The following is a 25,723-nucleotide window of genomic DNA, read 5'->3' on the forward strand; positions in this document are numbered from 1 at the left end:
TTCCGCGTCTGTCCGTCGGCGGTCCGCGGTAGCGTCGCCGCGTGACCGAGTCATGCGCGCTGTGCGGGGCCCCCACCCATCCAGGGGCGCCGCTCCCGCTGTGCCTCCCCCACCTGCTGGAGGCGCACGAGTGGGTGGAGGGCGAGTACGGCCGGACCGACCTGCTCCCGTCGCCGTGCGCGTTCTGCGGTTCGCGGCTGGGCGTGAGGTACCCGTCCGGCTGGCTGTGCGCGGTCTGCGAGTGGCGGGTGGGCGAGACGGCTCCGGAAGCTGCGGCCTCCTCACGGGTGGACGTGGTCTACTACCTCCGCTACCGGGACCGCGTCAAGATCGGCACGACGGCCAACCCGGCGCAGCGCTTCGCCAGCCTCCCGCACGACGAGGTGCTCGCCTTCGAACGCGGCGACCGCACCCTGGAGCATCGGCGCCACGTCGAGTTCGCGGCCCTGCGCATCCCCGGGACCGAGTGGTTCGAGACGGATGCCGGCCTCTTGGCGCACGTCGCGGCGCTGCAGGCCGGGGTCTCCGACCCGTGGCTGTTGCTCGCGCGCTGGCGCAGCGAGGCCGCGGCGCGGGCGTGAGGGTTTCCGCTACTCCGGAGTGCGCGCGCGCACGCCGCGAGGATGCCCGTTCGTACGGACATCGGCGGCCGTGGCGACTGATTCTCCGGAGTACCGGCGACCGCGTTCGGGTCGCCGAGGGAAGGGGCCGGCGAGTACGTGTAACTCCGGAGACCCGCGCTGCGATGGCACGGGTCTCCGGAGTGATGGGCCGAATCGCCGTTGTGGGGCCGTGACCTCCGGAGTCACGGCCCAATCCCGTGGTCGGTCGGCCTGGCCGGCGTCAGGCCGCCGACACCGCGGGCTCGGTGGGGAGGTCGGCCTCCACCTTCTCGATGAGGCGGGCCATCTCGGCGGCCTCCGCCGAGGCGTCCGTCGCGGCCTGGAGCGGCTCGGCCATTGCGACGCGGGCCCCGTCGAGCCGGGCGAGCCCCGCGACAGCCGCCGACTCGGTCGTGGCCAGTCCCGCCGCGCGGCGCGACGTGCGCGACCGCATCACGACAGCCGCCGCCACCGTCACCACGGCTGCGCCGAACGCCAGCCCTCCGGCCGTGGCGAACCCTTCGGTATAGCCGGCCTCCGCCGGGAGCCCTCCGGCTCCGACCGTGCCGGTCACGAGCGCGGTCATCACCGCGGCGCCGATGGCCGAGCCGACGGTGCGGAGGTTGGCGTTCATCCCGCTGGCCACGCCGGTCTGTGTGGCGGGGACGCTCTGCACGACCACGCTCGTGATCGCCGCGTAGATCAGCCCCAGGCCGACGCCGAACAGTCCGGACGCCGTGGCGACCGCGGCCGGCGACCCGTGCAGGAAGGCCAGCGACAGGCTCGCCGCGGCCATCACCGTCGCCGCGATCACGATCTGGGTGCGGAAGCCGAGCCACCGCTCCAGCGGCCCGCTGAGGAAGCCTGTCACGGCCATCGTCACGAGCATGGGCAGCATCAGCAGCCCGGACTCCGCGACGGTCGCGCCCAGGCCGTAGCCCGTGGAGACCGGGGTCTGCACGAAGCGCGGGAAGAAGGCGAAGACCGCGAACATGGCGGCTCCGATGAAGACCGCGGCGGCGTTCATCGACCAGACGCCGGGCTCGCGCATGAGCCGCATGTCCACCAGCGGGTGCCGCGAGCGCAGCTCCACGACCACCCAGGCGGCGAGCAGCACCGCGGCGAGCGCGAACAGGCCGATCACGACCGGCGACGACCAGCCCCACTGCGCGCCCGTGCTGAGCGGCAGCAGGAGGGCGATCAGCCAGCCCGAGAGCAGAACGGCAGCCCACGGATTGACGCCACCGGTCGCACGGGTGGGCGACTCGGGGACGATCACGAGGGCGAGCACCGCGGCGGTGACGGTCAGCGCGACCGGGACGAGGAACAGCCCGCGCCAGCTCAGCGCGGCGGCGAGTGGGCCCGCGAGCACCGTGCCGAGGCCGCTGCCGACCGCGATGATCGAGGCGATCGCGCCGATGGCCGAGGGGAGGCGGTGCGGCGGGAACTCGTCGCGGATGATGCCGAACGCGAGCGGGAACATCGCTCCGCCGAGGCCTTGGACGACCCGGCCGGCGATGAGCACGCCGATGGAGGGCGCGACAGCGGCGATCACGCTGCCGAGTGCCACGGCGAGCAGCGCGAGCACGAAGATGCGGCGCTTGCCGACCAGGTCGCCGACGCGCCCGAGGAGGGGCGTGGCGACGGCGGCGGCGATCAGCCAGGCGGTCATGGTCCAGGTGACGCCCGTGGTGGTGGTGTGGAGGTCCTGCTGGATGACCGGCAGGACCGGGACGACGAGCGACTGGAGCGTCGCGAAGGAGGCCACGCTCAACGCCAGGACGGCGAAGGTGGCGGAGGGGCGGGATCGAGACATGGGTACGGTCTTCCGTTTCTCGAAAGAGGCCGACGTGTGGTCGACCGGGTGAATCTCTGCTGAGGAGGAGGTAGAATTGGAGGGAGGCTCCGTTCGGAGGCTGCCTCCGGTTACAACAACGACGATACCGGAGGGTGCCTCCGTTTCGCAACCCTCAGTTTTCGTCAACCCGGAAGGACCAGAGCCGTGACCGGCACAGAAGCAGCCGACACCGCCACCGCGCGCCCCCTGATCGCCCGGCCGCAGCGCGCGGACGCCCGGCGCAACTTCGACGCCCTGCTCGCCGCCGCGCGCGACGCGTTCGCCGAGGACGGCGCCGGAGCCTCCCTCGAGGACATCGCCCGTCGCGCCGGCGTCGGCATCGGCACGCTCTACCGCAACTTCCCCACCCGCGACGCACTCGTCGAGGCCGTCTACGTCGAGGAGGTGGAGGCCGTCGTCCGCGCCGCCGACGACGCCGCCGCCCTCGAGCCGTGGGAGGCCGTGCAGGCCTGGCTGCGCCGCTTCCTGCTCTACGTCGGCACCAAGAAGGCCCTGCTGGAAGGCCTCAACAAGGACTCCCCCGTCCTGCTCAGCTGCCGGACCTCCCTCTATGATGCGGGCGAGCCGCTGGTCCGCCGCGCTCAGGAGGCCGGCGAACTCCGGACCGACGCCACCGTCGGCGACGTGATCCGCATGGTGTCCGGCATCGCCGGCGTCGCGTTCGACGACGACGAGCAGCGCGACCGCGTCATCGCGATGGCGATCGACGGCCTCCGCGCCCGCTGAGCCGCGCCGCGCACCACCCACGGAGCGTTCACGCGACCTGAGAGTGTTCTCAGACGTCTGAAATCTTCCGTAGGCTGGAAGACATGGAGCTCGGTGTCTATGCGGTGATCGCGGTCGCGGTGATCGTCGGCGTAGCCGCCTTCGCCCGCAAACTCGGCGTCGCCGCGCCCATCATCCTCGTGATCGTCGGCGTCACCCTCTCGGTGCTGCCCGGCATGCCGGAGATCGAGGTGCCCCCGGAGATCATCCTCGACGGGCTGCTGCCGCCCATCCTCTATGCGGCGGCGATCAGCACCCCGCTCACCGACTTCCGCCGCAATCTGGCGCCGATCGCGGGGCTGTCGATCTTCCTCGTCGTCGTCACCGCGTTCGCGTCGGGCTTCGTGCTCTACACGATGCTGCCGGACCTCAACCTGGCCGCGGCCGTCGCCCTCGGCGCGATCATCAGCCCGCCTGACGCGGTCGCCGCGACCTCCATCGGCCGCAAGCTGGGCCTCCCGCCGCGCCTGCTCACCATGCTGGAGGGCGAGGGCCTGGTCAACGACGCGACCGCCCTGGTGCTGCTCCGCACCGCCCTCGCCGCGGCGGTCGGCACCCTCGCCACCCCGATCGCGGGCGTGCTCGACTTCTTCTCGGCCGTCATCATCGCCCTCGTCGTCGGGCTCGTGGTCGGCTTCGTCACGGTCTGGGTGCGGTCGAAGCTGACCGACCCCGTTCTCGACACCGCGCTGTCGGTCGTGGTGCCGTTCGCCGCGTTCGCCCCGACGGAGGCGCTCCACGGTTCCGGCGTCCTCGCCGTCGTCGTCACCGGGCTCTACACCGGGCACGCGGCCCCGCAGCATTTCAGCGCGCAGGCGCGGATCAGCGACCGGATCAACTGGCACACCATCCAGTTCCTGCTCGAGAACGGCGTCTTCCTGCTCATCGGGCTGGAGCTGCGCACGCTCATCGCCGATGTCGAGCACCCCGAGATCCTCAGCGTCTGGGACGCGGTCGGCATCGGCCTCATCGCGATGGGCGCGCTCGTCGTCATCCGCTACATCCTGATCGGGCCGCTCATCCTCGCCCTCCGAAGACGCGGGGAGCGCGCCGAGAAACACGTCCTGCGGGAGTGGCTGATGATCAGCTACTTCCGCGACCATCCCGTGCGCTACCGCTGGCAGGCGCAGCGCAAGCAGCGCGCCGAGCAGCGCTACGAACGGCACCGCAGCGACCTGGAGGAGTTCCGCCAGGAGGCCCTCGACTGGAAGGGCGGCGTCGTCCTCGGCTGGTCGGGGATGCGCGGCGTCGTCACACTGGCAGCGGCGCAGTCGCTCCCCGCGGACATCCCGTATCGTCCGCAGCTCATCCTGATCGCGTTCACGGTCGCGTTCGTCAGCCTCGTCGTGCAGGGCGGCACCCTGCCCTGGCTGATCCGCGTGCTGGGGCTGCAGGGCATCGACGTCAAGGACGACAGGAGGCTGCTCGCCAAGCTGCTCGACGACCTCAGCGAGGCCGGGCTCGCCGTGCTCGACGAACCGGAGATCGCCGCGGGCACCACCGCGCCGGTCGACCCGGAGGTCGTGGAGCGCGTGCGCCAGACCACCTACCTCCGCGCCGAAGCCGCGTGGGAGCGGATCGTGCTCTACGACACGCCTCCGGAGGGCCGTCCTCACCACGTGTACCGCACGCTGCGGCTCGCCGTGGTGGACGCCGAACGCGACCGCCTGCTGGAGGAGCGCGCACGCGGCGCCTACCCGTCGCGCATCCTCGGCGAGGCGCAGTCCATGCTCGACATCGAGGAGACGCGGCTTCAGTCCCGCGCGCGGTGACGTGCGGCGCCGCCGGGCCGCACGAGGCCGGCGCCCGCGAGCTCGTGGAGCACCGCGCCGAGTGCGTCCGCGCTGCTCCCATCCGGCGCCGGTCCGAACTCCTGCTCGACCTCCGCGACGAGCCGGGTCAGGGTCAGCGGGACCTCGAGCAGCTTCCAGACCAGCGAGGAGACCGGCGTCAACCGGGTGATCGTGTCCCGGGCGAGCACGACCGCCTCGCCGTCGAGGTCGACCCAGTCGTCGACCTCCGCGCGGCCGTACGTCGGGCCGGAGTCCGCTCCGCAGCGCAGCAGCTCGCGAACAGGCTCCACGAGGTCGGCGGCCTCGCGGTAGCTGATCACCTGAACGCCACCGCAGCGCCGGACCAGCCCGTCGAGCAGGCTCAGCGGCCGCGGCAGAGCGTTGAAGTAATTGATCTGCGCGACGAGGTCGCCGAGGACCTCCCGCAGCCCGACCGTCCTGATCGCCGGCGTCGTGGCCGCGTCCGTGCGATCGAGGAGGGCGATCCGTGTCAGCCGCAGCCGCGGCCCTGGGCGCAGCAACCCGAGCTCGTCGGGCCCGGCGACGTGCCTCCCGCGCGCCTCCGACGTCTTGAACGCCAGCGGCTGGGGGAAGGCGAGCACCTCGCCGGAGGGCGTGACGGCGACCGTTTCATCCGTGACATAGCCCAGTCCCGTCCCGAGCATGGCGGCGGCAGTCGATTTGCCGGCGCCGGACGGCCCGATGAGCGCGATGACGTCGCCCGTCGCGGGATCGGCGAGGCCCGCCGCGTGGAACGTCACCAGCTCGCCGCGGTTCGCCTCGATCGCCCGCCGGTTGAGGGCGCGGCGGAGGGCGATCCCCACCGCGTCGAGGTCGTGACCCGAGACGTCCGCGCCGGATCCTGCGGCGGAGGACACGGTGAGCGTGTCCGTCGCAGCGTCCTCGGCCGCCAGGCGTTGCCACTGGGCGCTGAGCCGGTCGGCGTCGGACTCCGGGAACCCGTCCAGGGAGACGCGCAGCCGTGCACCGAGAGCGTCCACCTGGAATTCGCGCGCCACCCTGATCCACCCTTCGGCTTGAAACTTCTTATGCAAGATTAGACGGCCCCCGCGCCACTCCCGGGATGCATGTTGTTTTGAATTACTCAAAAGAGAACCGATAGCGTGGCGGGCATGGACACCGCACAGCTCGAAGGCGCCCTGCGCGCGTCGGGCCTGCGCGTGACGCAGGGGCGGCTCGCCGTCCTGAACGCGCTCGACGCGCATCCCCACGTGGACGCCGAGACGGTGTACCGCGCAGTGCTGCCCGCGCTGCCCGGCACCTCGATCCAGAACGTCCACAACGTCCTCGGCGACCTCACCGCCGCCGGCCTGCTGCGACGGATAGAGCCGGCGCACTCGCCTGCGCTCTACGAGCGGCGCGTCGGTGACAACCACCACCACGTCGTGTGCACGTCGTGCGGAGCGGTGGCGGACGTGGAGTGCGTCGTCGGCCACGCGCCCTGCCTGCACCCCTCGGGGGCGGCCGGGTTCGCGGTGCAGGTGGCGGAGGTCACCTTCTGGGGGCTGTGCCCGTCCTGCCAGGAGCGCGCGGCGAAAGCCCCGTCGCACGCCGAATGAGGTTAGGAGAACCATGACGGAGAACCACACGACCACCCAGACCGGCAGCCCGGTCGGCAGCGACGCGCACTCGCTGACGTCCGGACGGGACGGGGCGACCGCGCTCCACGACCGCTACCTCGTCGAGAAGCTCGCGCAGTTCAACCGCGAGCGCATCCCGGAGCGGATCGTGCACGCCAAGGGCGGCGGGGCGTTCGGCGAGTTCGTCGTCACCGGCGACGTGACCGCGTACACGAAGGCCGCGGTCTTCCAGCCGGGCACCACCACGCGCACCCTGCAGCGCTTCTCGTCGGTCGCCGGCGAGATGGGGTCGCCGGACACCTGGCGCGATGTCCGCGGCTTCTCGGTGAAGTTCTACACGACCGAGGGCAACTACGACATCGTGGGCAACAACACCCCGGTGTTCTTCATCCGCGACGGCATCAAGTTCCCCGACTTCATCCACTCGCAGAAGCGCCTGCCCGGCTCGGGTCTGCGCGACGCCGACATGCAGTGGGACTTCTGGACCCTCTCGCCGGAGTCCGCGCACCAGGTCACTTACCTGATGGGCGATCGCGGCCTCCCGCGCTCGTGGCGGACCATGCCCGGCTACGGCTCGCACACCTACCAGTGGATCAACGCGGCGGGCGAGCGGTTCTGGGTGAAGTACCACTTCCACGCGCTGCAGGGCAACGAGGAGATGCGCGGCGCCGAGGCGCAGCGGATCGCGGGCGAGGACGCGGACTACTACCGCCGCGACCTCTACGAGGCGATCGAGCGCGGCCACTTCCCCGCATGGAAGGTGAGCGTGCAGGTGATGCCCTACGAGGACGCCAAGACCTACCGGTTCAATCCGTTCGACCTGACCAAGGTGTGGCCGCACAGCGACTACCCGCTCATCCCGGTCGGGGTCCACACGCTCAACGAGAACCCCGAGAACTTCTTCGCGCAGATCGAGCAGGCGGCGTTCTCCCCCGCCAACACCGTCCCGGGCATCGACATCAGCCCGGACAAGATGCTGATGGCGCGCGTGTTCTCCTACCCGGACGCGCAGCGCTACCGCGTCGGCACCAATTACAACGAGCTGCCGGTGAACGCGCCGGTCGCCCCGGTGCGCAACTACTCGCAGGACGGCGCGGGGCGCCACGGCTTCAAGCCGGCCGGCGCGCCCGTGTACGCGCCGAACTCGTTCGGCGGCCCCGTCGCGGACCCGGCGGCGGCAGGCGAGGGCTCGTGGGAGTCGGACGGCGCGCTCGTGCGCTCGGCGGCGACCCTGCACGCCGAGGACGACGACTTCGGACAGGCGGGGACGCTCTACCGCGAGGTCTACGACGACGCGGCGAAGGAGCGGTTCCTGGACACGATCGCGGGCGCCGTCGGCGGGGTGACGCGCGACGACATCCGCGAGCGGGCGATCCAGTACTGGACGAACGTCGACGCGGAGCTCGGCGCGGCCCTGCGGGCGCGGCTGGAGGCGGATGTGGCCGACCCGGACGAGGCGGCGGAGTTCGTGGGCGTCGGCGAGTAACGCCTGTCCGACCTGCATCGCCAACGGAGGAGATCCGGGGTCGGGAGGGGCTGGATGGCAGCCAACGGAGGAGATCCGTGGTCAGGGAGCCCGGATCTCCTCCGTTCGTCGCATTGGGGTTCGCGAGGTCGGGTTACCCGGTGGGTGTGGGCCGCAGAGGGCGGGGTCAGGGGTGCACTCGGGCCAGGGCGCCGGAGACGAGGGCTGCCCAGAGGCTGCCGTCGGGGGCGACGGCGAGACCGCGGGGGCCGGAGTCCTCGGGGAGGGCGATGCGGAGCTCAGCGCCGTCCGGGGCGATGCGCAGCAGCGCGTCGGCGCCCCAGAGGGACGCCCAGACACTGCCGTCCGGGGCGGAGGCGACGGTGAACGGCGCGGCGCCCTCCTCCAGCGGAAGCAGCGTGACACTCCGGTCGCGGCCGACGCGCGCGAGGGCGTCCGCGGCGTGCAGGGCCGTCCAGACCGCGCCGTCCTCCGCGACCGCGACGCCGAGCGGGCCGGAGCCGAGCGGAAGCTCCACGAACTCGATCGCGGCGTCACCGCCCCGCACATGGCCGAGCGCCGGACTGTGCCCCTGGAGCGAGAACCAGACGCTGTCGCCGGAGGACGCGATCCCGGAGGGCCCGCGCTCGGAGCCCACCGGGTACTCCTCGACGCGGCCGAGGATGTCGATGCGGCCGAGCGCCTCGCCGAACTGCTCTGTGAACCAGGTCGTCCCATCGGGCAGCGTCACGACGTCGAGCGGGAGGGCGCCGGGCGCCGGAACCGCGAGTTCGCCGACGACGCGGATGCCCGCGCCGAGGTGCAGCAGCCGGTCGCCGGTTCGATCCACGACCCACACGGTGTCCTCGGTCGCCGCACGGACGCCGACCGGCCTCGCCTCGGGGCCGAGCTCCAGGAAGGACAGCGTGCCGTCCGGGGCGCGGCGGCCGACCTTCCCCGTCACGCTCAAGGTGAACCACACCGCTCCGTCGTCGGTCGCGGCCACGCCGACCAGGCCGTCGCCCGGACCGTCGCCCGGCTCCCCGACCGGGATCAGCTCGACCGCCGTCTCCGCGTTCACGGCGTCGCGCGCGCTCACAGCGTCGCGTCGATGGTGCGGTCGTACACCACCGTGCCCCCGACCCGGACGAGACCGCCGTCGAGCGGCTCGGTGGCCAACTCGGAGCCCTCGCCCTGCACGATCCGCAGCGCCCGGCCGAGCTTCGCGGTGAGGGCGACGGCAGCGGCGCCGGTGGCTTCGTCCTCAACGATGCCCATCGCGGGAGCGAACATCCGGGCACGCAGCGTTCCGGCCTCCTCGTCGATCCACGCGTAGGCGTAGTGCTGGCCCTCGGTGAACGCGAGCGCGTCGAGCGCGTCGACCGCCTCCGGGGAGTCCAGCGGCAGCCAGGTGAAGTCGGGAGTCCAGGCGGCGCGGGCGTCGATCGCCGCCCAGTCGCCGTCGAGGTCGACGGAGACCCCGACATCCCCGGCCTTCTCGGCGAGAGCGCCGACCGGGGTGCGCTCATGGGCGAGCCACCAGGCCGTCCCGACGCTCGGGTGGCCGGCGAACGGGAGTTCCGCGGCGGGGGTGAAGATGCGGATCGTCGCGATGCCGCCTGCGGCGTCCAGCGCGTCGACGAAGACCGTCTCGCTGAATCCGAGCGCCGCCGCGATGTCCTGCTCCCGCCCGGCCGTCGCCGGTGAGCTGGTGACGATGCCCAGCTCGTTGCCGTTGGCGCCGCGCTCGTCGGTGAAGACGCGGACGACCACTACCTCGATTTCATCCATAGCCTCCACCCTGGCATGCGGTGGATAATCCCGCCATGAGTGACGAGGCCCCCATCCCCGCCGCCTCTGCCGACGAAGAGGTCGCCATCGGCCACGCCGTCGACCGGCTTGCGGAACGATTCCCGAAGGTCCCCCGTGACCACATCGCCGACCTGGTTCACCAGCGGCACGTCGACTACACCGGAGCACCCGTGCGCGACTTCATCCCGGTGCTCATCGAGCACGACGTCAAGCGCGAGCTGGCTGCGGAGGTGACCCCGCTGGCGTGAGCGCCGCTCGGATCAGTACGTGCCCTTGATGACGAAGTAGGAGCCGCGGATCGTCCCCGCGAGCTTGGACTTCTGCCGCGCGAACTTGAAGTTCGAAAGCTCCTCAGGCACCTCCATGCCGTCGGACAGCTTGAAGCCGACCGCGCGCTTGCCCGCGTCGTCGATCGTGTACATGACGTTGATCGACAGCCCGGACTCGTAGAACACGTACGCCATCCGGATGCCGTCCACCTCGAACGAGGTGACCTCCAGCGCGGGCGAGGCGATCACGATCTCGCGCTCGTCGGCGAGGATGCGGCCGACCCAGTCGAGTGCCTCCTGCTCCTCGTCGGCCGGCGCCGTCGCGAAGTCGAGGTCGTACTTGTTCTTGAAGTAGCGGGACTCGTTGGCGCGGAGCCCGGCGAGGGCCGGGGCGACCGGGCTCGACTCCAGTCCTTCCGTCGACACGTTCACGAAATCCACGACCTGGCGCATGCGGCCCTCCCCCACTCGGTTCTGTCCGAGCCTACAGAATCGGCGGATCAGGCTCCCGCGGCCGTCACGATGGCGTCGGTCGCGAAGCCGGCGACGATGCCGGCGAAGATGCACCACGCGACCAGCGTCTTCATCCCGGTGCGGCGGGCGACGGCGAGCAGCTCGATGACCACGTACAGGATGGAGCCGGCGGCCAGGCCGAGGAAGGCGATGGAGACGATATCGCTGCTGAACGACTGGCCGATGACGGTGCCGAGGAAGGTCGGCCCTCCGCCGATCAGGCCCAGCAGCGCCAGGTAGCGCCAAGACGGCCGCGTGCCGCTGAGCGGGGCGACGATCCCGAAGCCCTCGGTGGCGTTGTGGAGGCCGAAGCCGATGATGAGCAGGACGGCGAAGGCGAGCTCGCCCTGTGCGGCGGCGGTGCCGATCGCGAGGCCCTCGGCGAAGTTGTGGAGGCCGATTCCGATCGCGATGGTGAGCGCCAGCCGGCGGGCTCCCGCGCGGGACTCGACCTCGGTGGCGGCCACGATCGCGACGCCGGTCGCGGTGCCCACGGCAGCACCGCCGGGCCCGGAGCCGTGCGGCTGGCGCGAACCGTGCGGCTGGGCGCCGGGCGCGGCGGCTGACCCGCCCTGGCCCGCCTCCGGCCGGATCGGCGACGCGAGAGCCAGCGCGCGCCGCTTCATGTAGCGGTCCATGTAGGTCAGGGCCAGCAGCCCGAGCCCGATGCACGCGGCCATCAGCAGGCCCTGGCCGAGCGCCGGGCCGATCCGGTGCGACGACAGCGCCTTGTCCACGGGCTCCCACGCCTGCGAGAGCACATCCCACAGCAGGAAGATCAGGATGCCGGTCGCGAGGGCGTTCAGAGCGGCCTTCAGGCCGACCGCGTTCGAGCGCAGACGGCCGATGGGCAGGCCGAGGAAGATGGTGAGACCTGCGACGGCGCCGAGAGCGGCGACACCCAAGGGGGACATGGAGATCCTTCGTGGAGGCTGTTGACATCGAACCGGCGGGCTCCGGCCGCATTCGATTGTAAGGTAAGCCTCCCCTTACAAAGAATCCTGTGAGAGGAGTCGCAGGAAGTCTTCAAAGCTCGACTCACTGAAACTCATACGTGTAATTCCATTAGGCTAGTGTCGGTGCGTTTTGGGAGTATAGAAGTGGGGGTAGTTCAGTGAGAATCTCTTCGAGCGTTGATGCTGCGCAGGATGCGGTGTCGCGTTTTTCGGGAGTGCATGTCGATGCGCCTTCCGAACGCGCAAGCGTTGGCTCGAGCAACATTGGAAACATGGCGTCTGGCGAGGCGAACCGGGATCTGTGCAGGTAAGTACTCCATCCACGCCGGGAGACCATCGTTGAGAGAGAGCGGCAGGGTGAAAGAGTCTCTCCCGCCCAGTCGGCTGCGTGTATTGCACAGGGCGATCCCCACGGGCCAGCTGCTCAACTCGAGCGACCTGAACAAACGGTTTTCACAGGAACGGTTTGTGTGCAAGGTCTATCTGGCGACAGACGGACACACCTTGATTCTCAGCACCCTCTTTCAGTAGTGGGAGCCGGCTCGCCTCACTCGTTCCGCGGCACGACGACCATCGGCACCGGCAGCTCGCGCAGCATGGCGGCCGCGGTGGAGCCGAGGAACAGTCGGCTGGGCTGCGCGAGGCGGCTGGAGCCGACGACGACGATCTCACCGGGCTCCCAGTCGAGTCGCGCGACCGCGTTCTGGATGGTGTCGCCCTTCGCCACGACGGCCGTCGCGACGACGCCGGTCGCTGCGCTGGCCTCCTCCAGCACCGCGGCGGCGTGGTGTTCGCCGACGCTCTGCTTGGGAGCCGCAGCGTTGCCGGGCAGGTCGAGGGCGAGCAGAGAGACAAGCCGCAGCGGGACGCCGGCCGCGGCCGAGAGCCGTTCGCCGGTCGTCAGCACGTCAGCCGCGCCCGCGCGGGTGCCGACCATGCTGGTCACGCGTGTGAGCCGCGGAGCGTGGTCGCGCCAACCCTCCGGCGCCAGCAGCACCGGGACCGGCGACGCATGCAGCAGCGCTCCCGCGACCGAGCCGACCGTGAAGCGGCCGAGCAGGCCGCCCCGCGCGGCGCCGACCACGATCAGCGTCGCGCCGAGCTCCTCCGCCGCGGTGAGCAGGCCCTCGGCGAGCGAGTCGCCGAAGACGACCCGCCCGCTGAAGGCGACCGACGACGGGACGCGAGTGCGCGCGTCCGCCAGCCAGCCCTCCGCGGTGTCGCGCAGGAGGGCGTCGTAGGCCGGGTCGTTCGGCACGTTGCCGCGCCGGGAGGTGTCCGGCATGACCAGGACCACGTCGAGGTCAGCTCCGAAGGAGGCGGCCAGCGCGGCTCCGGCGGCGAGGGCGTCGTCTCCGGACGGGGTGGCCTCGTATCCGACGAGGATGCGCTGCGTGGTGGTCATGGTCTGCTTCTTCCGGCTCGGGTGGTGCGGAGGTTGGGGATGGGCGCCTCAGGGGTGGCGAGGCTCCGGGTGGTGCACGTTCGAGTGGGGCGGCCCGCGGTGTTCGCGGGCCGCCCGTGCCGCCGGGTCAGGCGGGGATGAGCGTGTATTTCGTGCTCAGGTACTCGTGGATGCCCTCGAGCCCGCCCTCGCGGCCGAGGCCCGACTGCTTGACGCCGCCGAACGGTGCTGCGGCGTTGGAGACGAGTCCGGTGTTGAGGCCCATCATCCCGGTGTCGACGCGGTCGATCATGCGCTGGCCGCGCGCAAGGTCCTGCGTGAACACGTAGCCGACCAGACCGTACTCGGTCTCGTTCGCCCGCGCCACGGCCTCCTCCTCGGTCGAGAACGTCGTGATCGCCAGGATCGGGCCGAAGATCTCCTCGCGGAGGATCTCGCTGCCCGGCTGCACGTCCACGAGCACGGTCGGCTCGAAGAAGTAGCCGTCGCCTTCCGGGGCCGTGCCGCCGGCGAGGACGCGGGCGCCGCGGGACACGGCGTCGTCGACGAGCGACGTCATGGAGGCGACAGCGCGGTCGTCGATGAGCGGGCCGATGGTCACGCCCGGCTCGGTGCCCGGGCCGATCGTCATCGCGTCGACCTTCTCGGTGACGCGGCGGGCGAACTCCTCGGCGACATCCTCATGGACGATGAAGCGGTTGGCGGCGGTGCAGGCCTGGCCGATGTTGCGGAACTTGGCGAGCATCGCGCCCTCGACCGCCTTGTCCAGGTCGGCGTCCTCGAAGACGACGAACGGGGCGTTGCCGCCGAGCTCCATCGAGGTGCGCAGCACGTTCTGACCGGCCTGCGCGAGCAGGGCGCGGCCGACCGGCGTGGAGCCGGTGAACGACAGTTTGCGCAGGCGCGGGTCGGCGATGATCGGGGCGGAGACGGCGCCGGAGGTGCTGGTCTGGACGACGTTGACCACACCGGCGGGCACGCCCGCGTCGGCGAGGAGCTGCGCGAAGAACAGCGTGGTCAGCGGGGTCAGCTCGGCCGGCTTCACGACCACCGTGCAGCCCGCGGCCAGGGCCGGGGCGATCTTGCGCGTGGCCATCGCGAGCGGGAAGTTCCACGGCGTGATGAAGAACGACGGACCGACGGGCCGCTGCGAGACGACCATGGTGCCGGTGCCCTCCGGGTTCTGCCCGTAGCGGCCGGAGATGCGCACGGCCTCCTCGGAGAACCAGCGCAGGAACTCGCCGCCGTAGGTGACCTCGCCGTTCGCCTCGGCGAGCGGCTTGCCCATCTCCAGCGTCATGAGCAGCGCGAAGTCCTCGCGGCGCTCCTGCAGCAGGTCGAAGGCGCGGCGCAGGATCTCGGCGCGGACGCGCGGGGCGGTGGCGGCCCACGCCTCCTGCGCGGCCACGGCGGCGTCGAGGGCGCGGATGCCGTCCTCGGGCGTCGCGTTGGCGATGCGCTTGATGACGCGGCCGGTGGCCGGGTCCTGCACCTGGATCTGCGGACGGGTTCCGGCCTCCCAGGCGCCGCCGATGAACAGGCCGTCGGGGACGCGCGAGAGCAGGTCGGCCTCGGCCGCGGTGAACTCGGTGGTGGCGGTGTCGACGGCGCTCATGCGTTGGCCACCGCCTCCGCGACGACGTCCAGCCCCTCGATGAGGAGATGGTCCGGGATGCTGAGCGGCGGGAGGAAGCGGATCACGTTGCCGTAGGTGCCGCAGGTGAGCAGCACGACGCCGGCCGCGTGGGCGGCGTCGGCGACCTTCGCGGTGAGCGCGGCGTCCGGCTCGCCGGTCTCCGGGTCCACCAGCTCGATCGCGACCATCGCACCCTTGCCGCGCACCTCGGCGACGCGCGGGTCGGCGGCGCGGAGGGCGCCCAGCTTCTCGAAGAGGATCTCGCCGATGGCGCGGGCGCGGCCTGCCAGGTCCTCCTGCTCGTAGGTCTCGATCGCGGCGAGCGCGGCGACGCAGGCGAGCGGGTTGCCGCCGTAGGTGCCGCCGAGGCCGCCGATCTGCGGGGCGTCCATGATCTCGGCGCGGCCGGTGACCGCCGACAGCGGGAGGCCGCCGGCGATGCCCTTGGCGGTGACGATCAGGTCCGGCACGATGCCGAACTGCTCGGAGGCGAACATGGTGCCGGTGCGGGCGAAGCCGGTCTGCACCTCGTCGGCGATGAAGACGACGCCGTTCTCGTTCGCCCAGGCCTGGAGGGCCGGGAGGAAGCCGTCGGCGGGGACGATGAAGCCGCCCTCGCCCTGGATCGGCTCGATGATGACGGCGGCCAGGTTGGAGGCGCCGATCTGCTTCTCGATCATGGTGATGGCGCGCTTGGCCGCCTCGGCGCCGGAGAGGCCGCCGTCGCGCAGCGGATAGCTCAGCGGGGCGCGGTAGATCTCGGGCGCGAACGGGCCGAAGCCGTTCTTGTACGGCTGGTTCTTGGCGGTGAGGCCCATCGTCAGGTTCGTGCGGCCGTGGTAGGCGTGGTCGAACGCGACGACGGCCTGCTTGCCCGTGTAGTGGCGGGCGATCTTGACCGCGTTCTCCACGGCCTCCGCGCCGGAGTTGAACAGGGCGCTGCGCTTGGCGAAGTCGCCGGGCGTGAGGCGGTTGAGGGCCTCCGCCACGTCCACGTAGGAGTCGTACGGGGCGACGGTGAAGCAGGTGTGGGTGAAGGCTGCGACCTGGGCGGTCACGGCCGCCACGATGCGCGGGGCGGCGTTGCCCACGCCCGTGACGGCGATGCCGGAGCCGAAGTCGATGAGAGAGTTGCCGTCGACGTCGACGAGCACACCCCCGCCCGCTGCGACGGTGTACACGGGGATGGTGGCGCCGACGCCGGCGGCGACGGCCTGCGCCTTGCGCTCGGCGCGCTTGCGCGACTCGGGGCCGGGGATGGGGGTGACGAGCCGGCGCTCCTGCGGGAGCGAGGGTCCGCCGACGAGGGTTGCGGAGGCGGGAGTAACGATGGTCATGGCGGCATCGTAGGGAGCGCGGCGTGTCCCGCGCCTGGACGGGTCGTACAATTCGAACGTCAGGAATCGACACCCTGGCGGATGGAGTGCCCCGATGCCCGCGACCCTCGCCCAGCTGCTCGCCCGTCCCGAGCTCGGCCTCCGCCTGCTCACCGCGGGCGACGTCGGCGAGCTGGACGCCCCACTGTCCTGGGCGCACAGCTCCGATCTCCCGGATCCGACGCCGTTCCTGTCGCCCGGCCAGGTGCTGCTGGTGACGGGGACGCCGGAGGACGTGGACCCGTACGTGTCCCGGCTGGTCGAGCACGGGATCGCCGGGCTGGGATTCGGGACGGAGGTCTTGCGCGACACCCCGGAGCCGCTCGTGGAGGCGTGCGCACGGCACGGCCTCGCGCTGTTCGAAGTGCCCTACCGGACTCCGTTCATCGCGGTGGCGCGCTTCGTCGCCGACCGGCTCGCCGCGGACGCCTACGCGCGCAACACCTGGGCGCTGCGGGCCTCCCGGGCGATCTCGCTCGCGGCGCTGCGGGCGGACGCGCTCGGCGCCGTGCTCGCGGAGCTGGCGCGCCAGATCGACCGGCCGGTGGCCCTGATCGGGGCGGACGGGACGCTCGACCGGCTCGCGCCGGCCGGGGCGCTGGACGCGGCGGCACGGGCGGTGCTGGTCGGCGCGGCGGAGCCGCTGCTGCGGAGCAGGCGCCGGGCAGCCGGGACGGCGGAGACGCTGGCGGGGCCGTTCTCCCTACAGACGCTGGGCGCGGCGGGACGGCTCCGCGGCGTGCTCGCGATCGGATCGGAGGGGCTCGACCAAGCGGCGCAGCAGGTGGTGACCGGCGTCGTCGCGCTCGCCGGGCTCGCGCTGGAGCAGAGCCGCGCGACCGACGCGGCGCGGGCACGACTCCGCACCGCGGTGTGGCGGGCGCTGCTGGCCGGCGATGCCGCGCTGGCGGAGGCGGTGGCCGAGCCGGTGCTCGGCGCGCTTCCCGAGCAGCCCGCACGTGTGACGGTGCTGCACGGGGCCGCGGGCGCTGCGGCGGCGGACTGGCTGGAGGCCGGCGGCGACGGGTTCTTCGCCCGCGACGGACAGGACCTGGTGGTGCTCGGCGCGTCGCCGGAGGCGGTCGCCGAGTTGGCGGAGCGGTTCGAACTGCGCGGCGGGTCGTCGGCTCCCGTGACGTTCGGGGCGCTGGCTTCGGGCGTGACGCAGGCCGGGGTCGCGGCCCGCCGCTCGACGCGGCACGACCGGGTGCCGTCGTTCGATGACGTGGCGGCGGCGGGGATGCTCGCGCTCCTGCAGACGCCGGACGCGCGCGCGGTCGCGGCGACCGCCCTCGCACCGCTGGCGGAGGCCGACCCGGCCCTGCCCGGCATCCTGCGCACCTGGCTCGACGCGGACGGAGTGTACGACGTGGCCGCGCGGCGGCTGGGGATGCACCGGCACACGCTGCGGGCGCGGGTCGCGGACGCCGAGCGGCTGCTCGGGCGGGACCTCGGCGGCTTCGCCGCGCGCGCCGACCTGTACGCAGCGCTCCGCGCCGCGGAGTAGTCCCGCGAACGACCTGGCAGGACATGCCGACCGTGCGCCGGCGGTGCGCCGGCCGTGCGAACGACCTGGCACGACGCGCAGCGCCGTGCGCCGGCCCCGCGAACGACTTGGCACGACGCGCCGCGCGACACGGTCGCCAGGCGGCATGTCCTGCAAAGTGAATTTCTCGGAACGCCGGACGGATGTTCGGGACAGGGGTCGCGACATGCCGTAATGCGGCCGGCGTAACGGCGTGTTGCGACCCCTGCGGGGCCGCGGGGCCGCGGGCCCGCGGCGGGCGGGGGCGGGTCAGCCCTCGGCCGGGACCAGCGCGTCGGCGGTGGGCAGCGCGTGCGCGGCGCGGGAGGCGGCACGCAGGCGGGTGACGATCAGGGCGCCGGCGGCTGCGGCGGCGGCGATGAAGAAGAGCGCCGCGATGGCGAGGTCCACCCACTGACGGCGGGTGAAGCCCTCGTGGTGAGTGACCGCGACCGTGGCGAGACCGTGGTCGACCGCCGGAGTGGTCAGGGCTCCCAACGCGACGGCGGCCACGACGAACGCGAACCCGAACAACGACCAACCGACACTGCGCATGATCCTATTCAAACCCACCGGATGCGCCAGACAACCCCGGGCGGGCCGATCGTTACCGGTCGTTCAGGTACGAACGGGTCAGCGCAGCGCCAGGTCGCAGATCCGCCGGCAGAGCTCTGCGTACCCGATCCCCACCGCCGCCGCCGACTGCGGGAGCAGGCTGGTCGCGGTCAGGCCGGGCAGGGAGTTGACCTCGATCGTCCAGAGGACACCCTCCCGGTCGAGCCGGAAATCCGTCCGGCTGTAGCCGGAGAGGCGCAGTGCCCTGTGTGCGGTCAGCGCCGCCGCCCTGGCCTCCGCCGCGACCTCGGCCGGCACGTCGGCCGGGAACGTCTCCGACACCGCGCCCGGCTGGTACTTGTCGCCGTAGGTGAACGCCGATTCCGGGTCGACCGCGATCTCCCCCACGGCGAGCGCCTCGTCGCCGAGCACGCCGACCGTCAGCTCGCGCCCGGGCACGAAGCGCTCCAGGAGCACCGAGCCGAACGCGGCCGCCCTCTCGACCGCCGCCTCCAACTCGTCCGGGTCGCGCACGATGCTCAGCCCGACCGTGGAGCCCTGTGCGTTCGGCTTCACGACGACCGGCAGTCCGAGCTCCGCCGCCCCGGCGCCCGGCTCGAGCGGGTCGAGGACCCAGTCCGGCGTGCGCACCCCTGCCTGGAGGAGCACTCGCTTGGTGAGCTCCTTGTCCATCGCCAGCCCGCTGCCGAGCGGGCCCGAACCGGTGTACGGGATGCCGGCGAGCTGGAGGAGCGCCTGCAGCTCCCCGTTCTCCCCCGAGCCGCCGTGCAGGGCGAGGAACACCAAGTCGACGCCGACGACCTCCGCGGGCAGCCGCAGCGCGCTCCCGGCGTCGGCCAGCCGTGCGAGCGCCGTCGACTCGGGAGGCGCGACGCCGACCCCGCCGGTCAGGACGCGCGCCTCGGCGGCCGCATCGAGGGCGCCGGAGGCGGTGTCGACGGCCAGCACGTCGTGACCGAGACCGCGGAGCGCGCGCACCACCGGCGCCGCGCTCGCGATCGAAACGTCCCGCTCCTCGCTGGAGCCTCCGAACAGCACTGCGATCCGCATCCCGCCACGGTACCCACAACCCGCCGGACACGCGAACAATCCGCGTACTCGAGCGTCTCGGCCTGGTTCTTCGCGTACTCGGCGGGTGGCGATGATGGGGGCGGAGGGGCTTGGGTCGGGGTCAGGCCTCGCGCGTGATGGAGACGGAGACGAAGAGCTCCGAGCCGGCAGCGCCGGAGTACACGCCGCGCAGCGGTGCAACGTCAGCGTAGTCGCGGCCGTGGCCGACGCGCACGTGCCGGTCCCCGATCCCGACGCCGTTCGTCGGGTCGTAGCCGTGCCAGCCGCCGCAGAACCACTCGACCCAGGCGTGCGACTCGCCCACCACTGTCTCCCCCACCGCCGCGTCGGCCTTCGGGTGCAGGTAACCGGACACGTACCGCGCCGGGATGCCGGCAGAGCGGAGCGCCCCGATCGCGACGTGGGCGATGTCCTGGCAGACGCCGCCGCGCGCCTCCCAGGCCTCCCGGGCCGTGGTTCGCACGCCGGTGACCCCGCTCTCGTAGGTCATCGCCTCCCCGATCGCCGCGGCGATGGCGTGCGCGACGGTGCACGGATCACCGGCCCCGCCGGCCACCGACGCCGCCAGCGCGACCAGCGAGGCGGGAGGCTCGGTCAGCGGCGTCTGCCGGAGCTGCTGCACGCACTCCCCCGACCGCGCCACCGCCTCGGCGAACGCCTCCCAGCCGAGCGGGCCCGGCGCGTGCTCGCCGCCGTGCACGGCGTCGTGCTCGGCGTCCAGGACCTCCACCAGGCTGGTCGCCGTGAGCGTCAGCTCGCGATGCGGGTTCAGCACGTCGAAGGCCAGCACGCGCGTTCCCCAGTAGTCGGTGTACTGGTGGTGCGACGACACCGGCTCAACGTCGAGTGCGGAGTGCAGCACGAGCTGGCGTGCGCCGGAGGCCGGCAGCATCCGCGCCTCGTTGTAGGAGGCCGACACCTCCCCGCCGTACCGGTACCCGGTCGAATGGGTCACCCGCAGCCGCTTCATCCCCGCTCCCCCGTCCAGCTCGGCGCCGTGCTCTCTGGAAAGTAGCGCCGGGTGATCGCGGACGTCGCCGCGCTGGTCGCCTCCTGGATGACGGACATGTGCGCGGGGAGGTCGTCGAGCACCTCCGCGACCGGCCGGAACTCCAGCTCGCTCTGCACCTGACCGAGCAGCCGGACGGCCCGGTCGGAGACCCCCGCGCGCTCGTGCCGGGGCTCGATGTCGCGCAGACTCTCCACGGCGCGCGTGATCGCGTAGAGGATCGATCGCGGGAACAGCCGGTCGTGCAGCAGGAACTCCGCCGCGTTGCGTGCAGAGGGCACGCCGCGGTACGTCCGCAGGTACGCCTCGTAGGCGCCGCACGAGCGCAGGATGGTCGTCCAGCTCGGGCCGCTGGCCTCGGTCAGGGAGCGGGTCGCGAGCAACCGGGCGGTCATGTCCGCGCGCTCGAGGCTGCGGCCGAGAGTGAAGAAGTGCCAGGCCTCGTCGCGGCTGGCGCCGGAGTCCATGATCCCGACGGCGAGCGCTGTGCGATCGCGCACCCAGGTGAAGAACTCGTGCACCTTGTCGCTGGTCACCCGCCGCGGGACCCGTGCGGCCGTCGTGTTGAGGCACTCCCACAGCTCGGTCGAGACGATCTCCCTTGCGCGCCGGGCGTTCTCGCGCGCGGCGCCCAGTGAGTAGGCGATGGAGGCCGCGGTGCCCCGGTCGACGGCGAGGAGGCGCAGGACGTCCTCCCGCGCGATCGGACCGTCCGCGGCGGCGGACCCCATCACGCCGAGCAGCGACCGGCAGGCGGTGTCCTCGTCGATCCAGGGGTCCTCCAGCAGCAGTTGCAGGTGGACGTCGAGGATGCGCGCGGTGCCGTCGCTGCGCTCGATGTAGCGGCCGATCCAGAAGAGGGAAGAGGCGATCCTGCTGAGCATCACTCCGCCTCCGTTCGCGAGGCCGCCTGCTGCTGCTGCTGCTGTTGCTGCTGGTCGGTGCGCGGCGCGTCCTCCCGCGAATGGTCGGGAGCGGGCAGCGCAGGCGCTGCGGCCTGGTCGGCGACCAGGCCGGACACGTTCCGGGGCTCGACCGGCTGCGTCGCGCGTGGCCCCGGCTCGTCCTGGGCAGCCGGTGCGCCCGCACTGTGCTCCCCCAGGGCGGCCACCCCCACCACCCAGGTGTCCTTCGAGCCGCCGCCCTGACTGCTGTTGACGACGAGCTGCCCCTCGGCGAGCGCCACGCGCGTCAGCCCGCCCGGCAGAACCCAGACATCCCGGCCGTCGTTCACCGCGAACGGCCGCAGGTCGACGTGCCGAGGCCGCATCCCGTCGTCCACGAGCGTGGGGATGGTGGAGAGCTGCACCACCGGCTGCGCGATCCAGCCGCGCGGGTCGGCGACCAGCCGGGCCCGCAGCCGGGCCAGCTCCTTCCGGTCGGCGTCCGGTCCGATCACGAGCCCCTTGCCTCCGGAGCCGTCGACGGGCTTCACGACCAGCTCGTCCAGCCGGTCAAGCACCTCGGCCAGGGCGTCCGGCTCCTCCAGCCGCCAGGTGTCGACGTTCGGGAGGACCGGCTCCTCGGCCAAGAAGTAGCGGATCAGGTCGGGCAGGTAGGTGTAGACGAGCTTGTCGTCGGCGACGCCGTTGCCGACCGCGTTGGCGATCGTCACCGTGCCGAGCCGCGCGGCGAGCATCAGCCCGGGAGTCCCGAGCACGGAGTCGACCCGGAACTGCAGCGGGTCGATGAAGTCGTCGTCGATCCGGCGATAGATCACGTCGACCCGCTGCGGGCCGGAGGTGGTGCGCATCCACACCGAGCCGCCGGAGCAGAACAGGTCGCGGCCCTCCACCAGCTTCACCCCCATCAGCCGGGCGAGCAGGGTGTGCTCGAAGTAGGCGGAGTTGTAGACGCCCGGGGTGAGGACGACGACGTTCGGGTTCTCCATGCCTCCGGGCGCGCTCGCCTTGAGCGCCTGCAGCAGCCGGTACGGGTAGTCGCCGACGGGGCGCACACGCATCGACGTGAACAGCTCGGGCAGCGTCTGCGCCATCACGCGGCGGTTGGAGATCACGTACGAGACGCCGCTCGGCACCCGGACGTTGTCCTCCAGCACCCGCCAGCCGCCCTGCTCGTCGCGGATCAGGTCGATGCCCGAGACGTGGATGCGCACCCCGTTGGCGCTCTCCACCCCGGCGGCCGCGCGGTGGAAGTGGGCCGACGAGGTGATCAGCCCGGCCGGGATGACGCCGTCGCGTACCGCGTTCTGCGCGCCGTAGACGTCGCTCAGGAACGCCTCCAGCGCCCGGACGCGCTGCTTGACACCCCCTCGATCCGCGACCACTCGGCCTGCTCGATCACCCGCGGGACCGCGTCGAGCGGGAACGGCCGCTCCTCCCCCGCGAAGTCGAACGTGACCCCTTGCGCGAGGTACGAGCTGGCGAGCGCATCGGTGCGGCCGCGGAGCTCCTCCTGCGTGAGCGCAGCCAGCGCCGCGAACAGCTCGCGGTAGGCGGGGCGGGTGCGCTCGCCGACGGCGCCGCGGACATCGGCGAACATCTCGTCGAACGGCGCGGGGCGGCCCCGTCGCCGTCGCGCGGCCTGCGTGCCGTACCCGCCGAACAGATCACCCATCCCTGGACGCTACCGACCGTCGGTTACCCGCAGATTTCCCCACGTTTCGCGTACGTCACAACCCGTCGCGTACGCGGATTGTCCGTGGACCCGGCGGTTTTCGACGGAATTCGTGCGTACTCGCGGATTGCCGACAGAATGGGCGGATGAGCATTCCGATTTCGGGCACGCACTTCGGGTTGACCGCGGGCGACTACCACGCGACCATCGCGTCGGTCGGCGCCTCCCTGCGCACACTGGAGTTCGACGGCAGGCCCCTGGTGGTGCCCTTCAGCGCCGACGAGGTGCGGCCGGCGTTCCGCGGCGCGACGCTGGCGCCGTGGCCCAACCGGGTCGTCGACGGCCGGTACACCTTCGACGGGACGGAGCAGCAGCTCGCGCTCACCGAGCCCGCCCGCGGGCACGCCCTGCACGGCCTCGCCACCTGGCTCGACTTCACCGCCATCGACCGCGCGGCCGACAGCGTGACGCTCGCCGCGACGATCGAAGCGCAGGACGGCTACCCGCACCGCGTCGAAGTCGCCGTCGCGTTCCTGCTGGATGACGACGGCCTCCACACCACGGTCACGGGCACCAACACCGGAACCTCGGCGGCGCCGTGGGGCACCGGACCGCACCCGTACCTCGTGGCGGGCGAGGGCCGGGTGGACGACTGGACGCTCGACCTCCCGGCCGACCGGGTGCTCACGGTGACCGAGGACCGGCTGATCCCGGCGGGCCTCGCCGACGTGATGGGCGGCCCCTTCGACTTCCGCGCGGCGCGCCCGATCGCGGACACGTTCATCGACCACGCCTTCACCGGGCTGCGCCGCGACGCCGACGGCACCGCGAGGGTCTCGCTGACGGCCAGGGAGGGCACCGGTGTCGCGATGACCTGGGACGCGGCGTGCCCGTGGGTGCAGGTGCACACGGCGGACCGCGACATCCCGGAGCTCAACCGCCTCGGCCTGGCGGTCGAGCCGATGACCTGCCCGCCCGACGCGTTCAACTCCGGGACGGACCTCATCGTGCTGCAGCCCGGGGAGTCTGCGTCGGCGGGATGGACGATCCGGGCGCTGTGAGCCCCGCCCCACAGGGGTCGCAACACGCCGCTATCCGCTGCGGATGGCGGCGTGTTGCGACCCTGTTCAGGCGCGCGATCGGGACGTTGCGTGGCGCCTTAACGGGTGATGCCCCCAGCGGAACCCGACCCGGCTGGGGGCATCGAATGGCTGCACTAGGAGCAGCGTGGCGTCACGACGGAGGCGGGTACCCGTTCCCGCTTTCCGTCTACCACGGAGCCACCGGATGCTTCACGGTGCTCGTGATTAGACGATACATGCTCGATGAGAGATTTCACAGACTTCGGGGATGCTATGCATGCATTTAGCGGTGTCCCGGCGGCCGGGGCGCGCATCCCACGACGGTGCGCGTCCCGGCCGGCCGGAGTGGTGCGCGCGGCCATCCACGACTGGCCGCGCGCGGTCTGGGGGGCTCCGAGCAGCCCGTCGCCGGCTAGCTCCCGGCGGGCTGCAGCGCGGCCACGATCGCCGCAGCGGTGTCGCGGCCGACGCGGATCGCGCCGTCCACGTGCTGGTAGCCCTTGCCCGCCAGGTCGCTGCAGGAGAAGTGGATAGGGCCGACCGGCGTGCGGAGGTCGGCGCCGTAGCGGGCCAGGCCGCCCATGTCGAAGCTGGCGGCATAGGCGCCGCGCGTCCACTCCTCGCTGCCCCAGTCGCTCTCGTAGTACACGACCGGGCTCAGCGCCTGCACGCCGTAGTAGTGCGACAGCGACTCGAGGATGCGCGCCTTGCGCTCCTCGGGGCTCAGCCGGAAGACGTCGTCTGCGGACTCGTCGGAGACGAAGCCGACCAGGGTGCCGCGGGGGTCGCCGTCGTAGCTGTTGTCGTACGCCTCGTGCACGAGCTCGTACGGGCTGAAGGCCGTGCCGCTGTAGCCGAGGTCGCGCCAGAACGGCGTCTCGTAGACGGCGTGCACCTTGATGACGAACCCCATCGAGAGGTGCTGGTGCAGCTGCTGCTGGCGGCGCGGCAGCGGCGGGTCGTAGGAGATCCGGCTGATGAGCACGGGCGGCACGGCCAGGATCGCGAACCGGGCGTGCACCTCCAGGTCGTCGGTGATCGCGGTGACGCCGGAGCCCGTGCCCTCGGCGTCCCAGCGCAGGGTGCGCACCGGTGCGTTCAGGTGGACATCGTCGCCCAGTCGCTCGGCGAGCAGCAGCGGCACCTGCTGGAGGCCGCCCTTCACCCGTTTGTCGAGGATGAAGTCGGCGTCGACCAGGTTGCTGAAGCTGCCGGCGCTGGCTGCCATGAGCAGGGCCTGGAGCGCCGAGAAGGCGTGCGCCGGCTTGGTGAGCATGGCGCCCGCGATGAACATGCCGATGTTGAGGCGCGCCTCCTCGTCGTCGGTCTGCGTCTCCAGCCAGCGGCGGAACGAGATCTCGTCCAGCTCCTTGGCCTGCGGGTGCTCCCACGGCCGGTCGGGGTCGATCTCGGCGACGAGGGCGTCGAGCCGCTCGATCAGGCCGACGATCTCCTGTTCGGTCGCCGGGGCGACGGGGAAGATCTCGCCCTCGAAGGTGCGGCGGGCGCCGTTCTCTCCGAGGTAGATGTTGATGCCCTCGCGGTAGCGGGAGTAGGTCTCCAGTCCCAGCTCCTCCAGGGTGCCGATCAGGGCGTCCTGGTCGGGCGAGACCCACTGGCCGCCGATCTCCAGCGTCGCGCCGTCGATGTCGTTCGTCCAGAGCCGGCCGCCCACGCGGTCGCGGGCCTCCAGCACGGCGACGCTCAGGCCGGCCTTCGTCAGTTCCGTCGCGGCCGTGAGGCCGGAGGCTCCAGCGCCGACGATGACGACGTCACGTTCGATGCTGTTCATGGCTATCACTCCTCCATCGGGGTTCACGAGGATGCTAGGC

General features: G+C 72.1%; 22 protein-coding genes and 1 pseudogene. 8 read left to right on the forward strand and 15 right to left on the reverse strand.

From position 1 onward, the window contains the following. The first annotated feature begins 41 nt into the window (after positions 1-41). Positions 42-581: a GIY-YIG nuclease family protein gene (locus ACRAWC_RS07540; protein ID WP_431347167.1), complete on the forward strand. Its 540-nt coding sequence runs from the start codon at positions 42-44 to the stop codon at positions 579-581. A gap of 262 nt (positions 582-843) precedes the next feature. Here ACRAWC_RS07540 and ACRAWC_RS07545 read toward each other — a convergent pair whose 3' ends face one another. After that, positions 844-2,418, reverse strand: coding sequence for an MFS transporter (locus ACRAWC_RS07545; RefSeq protein WP_431347168.1), 1,575 nt, complete (start codon positions 2,416-2,418; stop codon positions 844-846). A gap of 186 nt (positions 2,419-2,604) precedes the next feature. Between ACRAWC_RS07545 and ACRAWC_RS07550 the strand changes: the two genes are divergently transcribed. Further along, the gene (locus ACRAWC_RS07550) at positions 2,605-3,186 is read left to right on the forward strand and encodes a TetR/AcrR family transcriptional regulator (RefSeq protein ID WP_431347169.1); all 582 of its coding nucleotides are present in this window, start codon (positions 2,605-2,607) and stop codon (positions 3,184-3,186) included. A gap of 83 nt (positions 3,187-3,269) precedes the next feature. Continuing rightward, positions 3,270-4,997 carry a cation:proton antiporter gene (locus ACRAWC_RS07555; RefSeq protein WP_431347170.1) on the forward strand — a complete coding sequence of 576 codons (1,728 nt, stop codon included), beginning with the start codon at positions 3,270-3,272 and terminating at the stop codon, positions 4,995-4,997. Here ACRAWC_RS07555 and ACRAWC_RS07560 read toward each other — a convergent pair. Beyond that, positions 4,979-6,037, reverse strand: a complete 1,059-nt coding sequence (locus ACRAWC_RS07560) for a PqqD family peptide modification chaperone (RefSeq protein ID WP_431347171.1) — start codon at positions 6,035-6,037, stop codon at positions 4,979-4,981. The genes ACRAWC_RS07555 and ACRAWC_RS07560 overlap by 19 nt on opposite strands. 114 nt (positions 6,038-6,151) lie before the next feature. On the opposite strand from ACRAWC_RS07560, the gene ACRAWC_RS07565 reads away from it, so the two are divergent. After that, the gene (locus ACRAWC_RS07565; RefSeq protein ID WP_431347172.1) at positions 6,152-6,598 is read left to right on the forward strand and encodes a Fur family transcriptional regulator; all 447 of its coding nucleotides are present in this window, start codon (positions 6,152-6,154) and stop codon (positions 6,596-6,598) included. A 13-nt stretch (positions 6,599-6,611) separates the two neighbouring features. Further along, positions 6,612-8,105, forward strand: coding sequence for a catalase (locus ACRAWC_RS07570; RefSeq protein WP_431347173.1), 1,494 nt, complete (start codon positions 6,612-6,614; stop codon positions 8,103-8,105). A gap of 166 nt (positions 8,106-8,271) precedes the next feature. On the opposite strand, the gene ACRAWC_RS07575 is transcribed toward ACRAWC_RS07570, so the two are convergent. Beyond that, positions 8,272-9,183, reverse strand: coding sequence for a virginiamycin B lyase family protein (locus tag ACRAWC_RS07575; protein WP_431347174.1), 912 nt, complete (start codon positions 9,181-9,183; stop codon positions 8,272-8,274). Further along, positions 9,180-9,875, reverse strand: coding sequence for a PhzF family phenazine biosynthesis protein (locus ACRAWC_RS07580; RefSeq protein ID WP_431347175.1), 696 nt, complete (start codon positions 9,873-9,875; stop codon positions 9,180-9,182). Before ACRAWC_RS07580 ends, ACRAWC_RS07575 begins: the two co-directional genes overlap by 4 nt. A gap of 35 nt (positions 9,876-9,910) precedes the next feature. Here ACRAWC_RS07580 and ACRAWC_RS07585 point away from each other — a divergent pair, with 35 nt between their 5' ends. Continuing rightward, on the forward strand, positions 9,911-10,144 hold the full coding sequence (locus tag ACRAWC_RS07585) for a three-helix bundle dimerization domain-containing protein (protein ID WP_431347176.1): 234 nt from the start codon (positions 9,911-9,913) through the stop codon (positions 10,142-10,144). Positions 10,145-10,156: 12 nt separating this feature from the next. Here ACRAWC_RS07585 and ACRAWC_RS07590 read toward each other — a convergent pair whose 3' ends face one another. The 5 genes from ACRAWC_RS07590 to gabT form a co-directional block, all read right to left on the reverse strand. Further along, on the reverse strand, positions 10,157-10,618 hold the full coding sequence (locus ACRAWC_RS07590) for a phage tail protein (protein ID WP_431347177.1): 462 nt from the start codon (positions 10,616-10,618) through the stop codon (positions 10,157-10,159). 47 nt (positions 10,619-10,665) lie between these two features. Further along, positions 10,666-11,592 carry a ZIP family metal transporter gene (locus tag ACRAWC_RS07595; RefSeq protein ID WP_431347178.1) on the reverse strand — a complete coding sequence of 309 codons (927 nt, stop codon included), beginning with the start codon at positions 11,590-11,592 and terminating at the stop codon, positions 10,666-10,668. Between the two features lie 589 nt (positions 11,593-12,181). Then, entirely contained in the window at positions 12,182-13,039 is an 858-nt protein-coding gene (locus tag ACRAWC_RS07600) for a universal stress protein (RefSeq protein ID WP_431347179.1), read from the reverse strand. Between the two features lie 127 nt (positions 13,040-13,166). After that, positions 13,167-14,654, reverse strand: a complete 1,488-nt coding sequence (locus tag ACRAWC_RS07605; RefSeq protein WP_431347180.1) for an NAD-dependent succinate-semialdehyde dehydrogenase — start codon at positions 14,652-14,654, stop codon at positions 13,167-13,169. Beyond that, positions 14,651-16,012 carry a 4-aminobutyrate--2-oxoglutarate transaminase gene (gene gabT / locus ACRAWC_RS07610; protein WP_431347181.1) on the reverse strand — a complete coding sequence of 454 codons (1,362 nt, stop codon included), beginning with the start codon at positions 16,010-16,012 and terminating at the stop codon, positions 14,651-14,653. Before gabT ends, ACRAWC_RS07605 begins: the two co-directional genes overlap by 4 nt. Before the next feature lie 94 nt (positions 16,013-16,106). Here gabT and ACRAWC_RS07615 point away from each other — a divergent pair, with 94 nt between their 5' ends. Continuing rightward, positions 16,107-17,558 (forward strand): PucR family transcriptional regulator, encoded by a 1,452-nt coding sequence (locus tag ACRAWC_RS07615; protein WP_431347182.1) that lies wholly within the window; start codon positions 16,107-16,109, stop codon positions 17,556-17,558. A 288-nt stretch (positions 17,559-17,846) separates the two neighbouring features. Here ACRAWC_RS07615 and ACRAWC_RS07620 read toward each other — a convergent pair whose 3' ends face one another. From ACRAWC_RS07620 to ACRAWC_RS07640, 5 genes and pseudogenes are all read right to left on the reverse strand, one after another. Further along, positions 17,847-18,131, reverse strand: a complete 285-nt coding sequence (locus tag ACRAWC_RS07620; RefSeq protein ID WP_431347183.1) for a hypothetical protein — start codon at positions 18,129-18,131, stop codon at positions 17,847-17,849. Between the two features lie 78 nt (positions 18,132-18,209). Next, positions 18,210-19,202, reverse strand: a complete 993-nt coding sequence (locus ACRAWC_RS07625; protein WP_431347184.1) for a D-alanine--D-alanine ligase family protein — start codon at positions 19,200-19,202, stop codon at positions 18,210-18,212. Between the two features lie 121 nt (positions 19,203-19,323). Next, on the reverse strand, positions 19,324-20,193 hold the full coding sequence (locus ACRAWC_RS07630) for a transglutaminase family protein (protein WP_431347185.1): 870 nt from the start codon (positions 20,191-20,193) through the stop codon (positions 19,324-19,326). Next, a complete protein-coding gene (locus ACRAWC_RS07635) occupies positions 20,190-21,116 on the reverse strand; it encodes an alpha-E domain-containing protein (protein WP_431349389.1) in 927 nt (308 codons plus the stop codon). Before ACRAWC_RS07635 ends, ACRAWC_RS07630 begins: the two co-directional genes overlap by 4 nt. Next, positions 21,116-22,809: pseudogene (locus ACRAWC_RS07640) on the reverse strand (circularly permuted type 2 ATP-grasp protein). The gene ACRAWC_RS07635 and the pseudogene ACRAWC_RS07640 overlap by 1 nt, the downstream one beginning before the upstream one ends. Positions 22,810-22,955: 146 nt before the next feature. Here ACRAWC_RS07640 and ACRAWC_RS07645 point away from each other — a divergent pair. Beyond that, positions 22,956-23,870, forward strand: coding sequence for an aldose 1-epimerase family protein (locus ACRAWC_RS07645; RefSeq protein WP_431347186.1), 915 nt, complete (start codon positions 22,956-22,958; stop codon positions 23,868-23,870). A gap of 433 nt (positions 23,871-24,303) precedes the next feature. On the opposite strand, the gene ACRAWC_RS07650 is transcribed toward ACRAWC_RS07645, so the two are convergent. After that, positions 24,304-25,683: a flavin monoamine oxidase family protein gene (locus tag ACRAWC_RS07650; protein ID WP_431347187.1), complete on the reverse strand. Its 1,380-nt coding sequence runs from the start codon at positions 25,681-25,683 to the stop codon at positions 24,304-24,306. Positions 25,684-25,723 lie beyond the last annotated feature (40 nt).

The sequence above is a fragment of the Leifsonia sp. L25 genome (genome assembly GCF_050632895.1).

What these genes read in the sequence shown, in the direction of transcription:
- ACRAWC_RS07595 (WP_431347178.1), bottom strand. Translation starts at nt 11,592, where the DNA reads ATGTCCCCCTTGGGTGTCGCCGCTCTCGGCGCCGTCGCAGGTCTCACC.
- ACRAWC_RS07555 (WP_431347170.1), top strand. Translation starts at nt 3,270, where the DNA reads ATGGAGCTCGGTGTCTATGCGGTGATCGCGGTCGCGGTGATCGTCGGC.
- ACRAWC_RS07635 (WP_431349389.1), bottom strand. Translation starts at nt 21,116, where the DNA reads ATGCTCAGCAGGATCGCCTCTTCCCTCTTCTGGATCGGCCGCTACATC.
- ACRAWC_RS07605 (WP_431347180.1), bottom strand. Translation starts at nt 14,654, where the DNA reads ATGAGCGCCGTCGACACCGCCACCACCGAGTTCACCGCGGCCGAGGCC.
- gabT (WP_431347181.1), bottom strand. Translation starts at nt 16,012, where the DNA reads ATGACCATCGTTACTCCCGCCTCCGCAACCCTCGTCGGCGGACCCTCG.
- ACRAWC_RS07600 (WP_431347179.1), bottom strand. Translation starts at nt 13,039, where the DNA reads ATGACCACCACGCAGCGCATCCTCGTCGGATACGAGGCCACCCCGTCC.
- ACRAWC_RS07615 (WP_431347182.1), top strand. Translation starts at nt 16,107, where the DNA reads ATGCCCGCGACCCTCGCCCAGCTGCTCGCCCGTCCCGAGCTCGGCCTC.
- ACRAWC_RS07545 (WP_431347168.1), bottom strand. Translation starts at nt 2,418, where the DNA reads ATGTCTCGATCCCGCCCCTCCGCCACCTTCGCCGTCCTGGCGTTGAGC.
- ACRAWC_RS07585 (WP_431347176.1), top strand. Translation starts at nt 9,911, where the DNA reads ATGAGTGACGAGGCCCCCATCCCCGCCGCCTCTGCCGACGAAGAGGTC.
- ACRAWC_RS07650 (WP_431347187.1), bottom strand. Translation starts at nt 25,683, where the DNA reads ATGAACAGCATCGAACGTGACGTCGTCATCGTCGGCGCTGGAGCCTCC.
- ACRAWC_RS07580 (WP_431347175.1), bottom strand. Translation starts at nt 9,875, where the DNA reads ATGGATGAAATCGAGGTAGTGGTCGTCCGCGTCTTCACCGACGAGCGC.
- ACRAWC_RS07570 (WP_431347173.1), top strand. Translation starts at nt 6,612, where the DNA reads ATGACGGAGAACCACACGACCACCCAGACCGGCAGCCCGGTCGGCAGC.
- ACRAWC_RS07625 (WP_431347184.1), bottom strand. Translation starts at nt 19,202, where the DNA reads ATGCGGATCGCAGTGCTGTTCGGAGGCTCCAGCGAGGAGCGGGACGTT.
- ACRAWC_RS07630 (WP_431347185.1), bottom strand. Translation starts at nt 20,193, where the DNA reads ATGAAGCGGCTGCGGGTGACCCATTCGACCGGGTACCGGTACGGCGGG.
- ACRAWC_RS07590 (WP_431347177.1), bottom strand. Translation starts at nt 10,618, where the DNA reads ATGCGCCAGGTCGTGGATTTCGTGAACGTGTCGACGGAAGGACTGGAG.
- ACRAWC_RS07620 (WP_431347183.1), bottom strand. Translation starts at nt 18,131, where the DNA reads ATGCGCAGTGTCGGTTGGTCGTTGTTCGGGTTCGCGTTCGTCGTGGCC.
- ACRAWC_RS07565 (WP_431347172.1), top strand. Translation starts at nt 6,152, where the DNA reads ATGGACACCGCACAGCTCGAAGGCGCCCTGCGCGCGTCGGGCCTGCGC.
- ACRAWC_RS07645 (WP_431347186.1), top strand. Translation starts at nt 22,956, where the DNA reads ATGAGCATTCCGATTTCGGGCACGCACTTCGGGTTGACCGCGGGCGAC.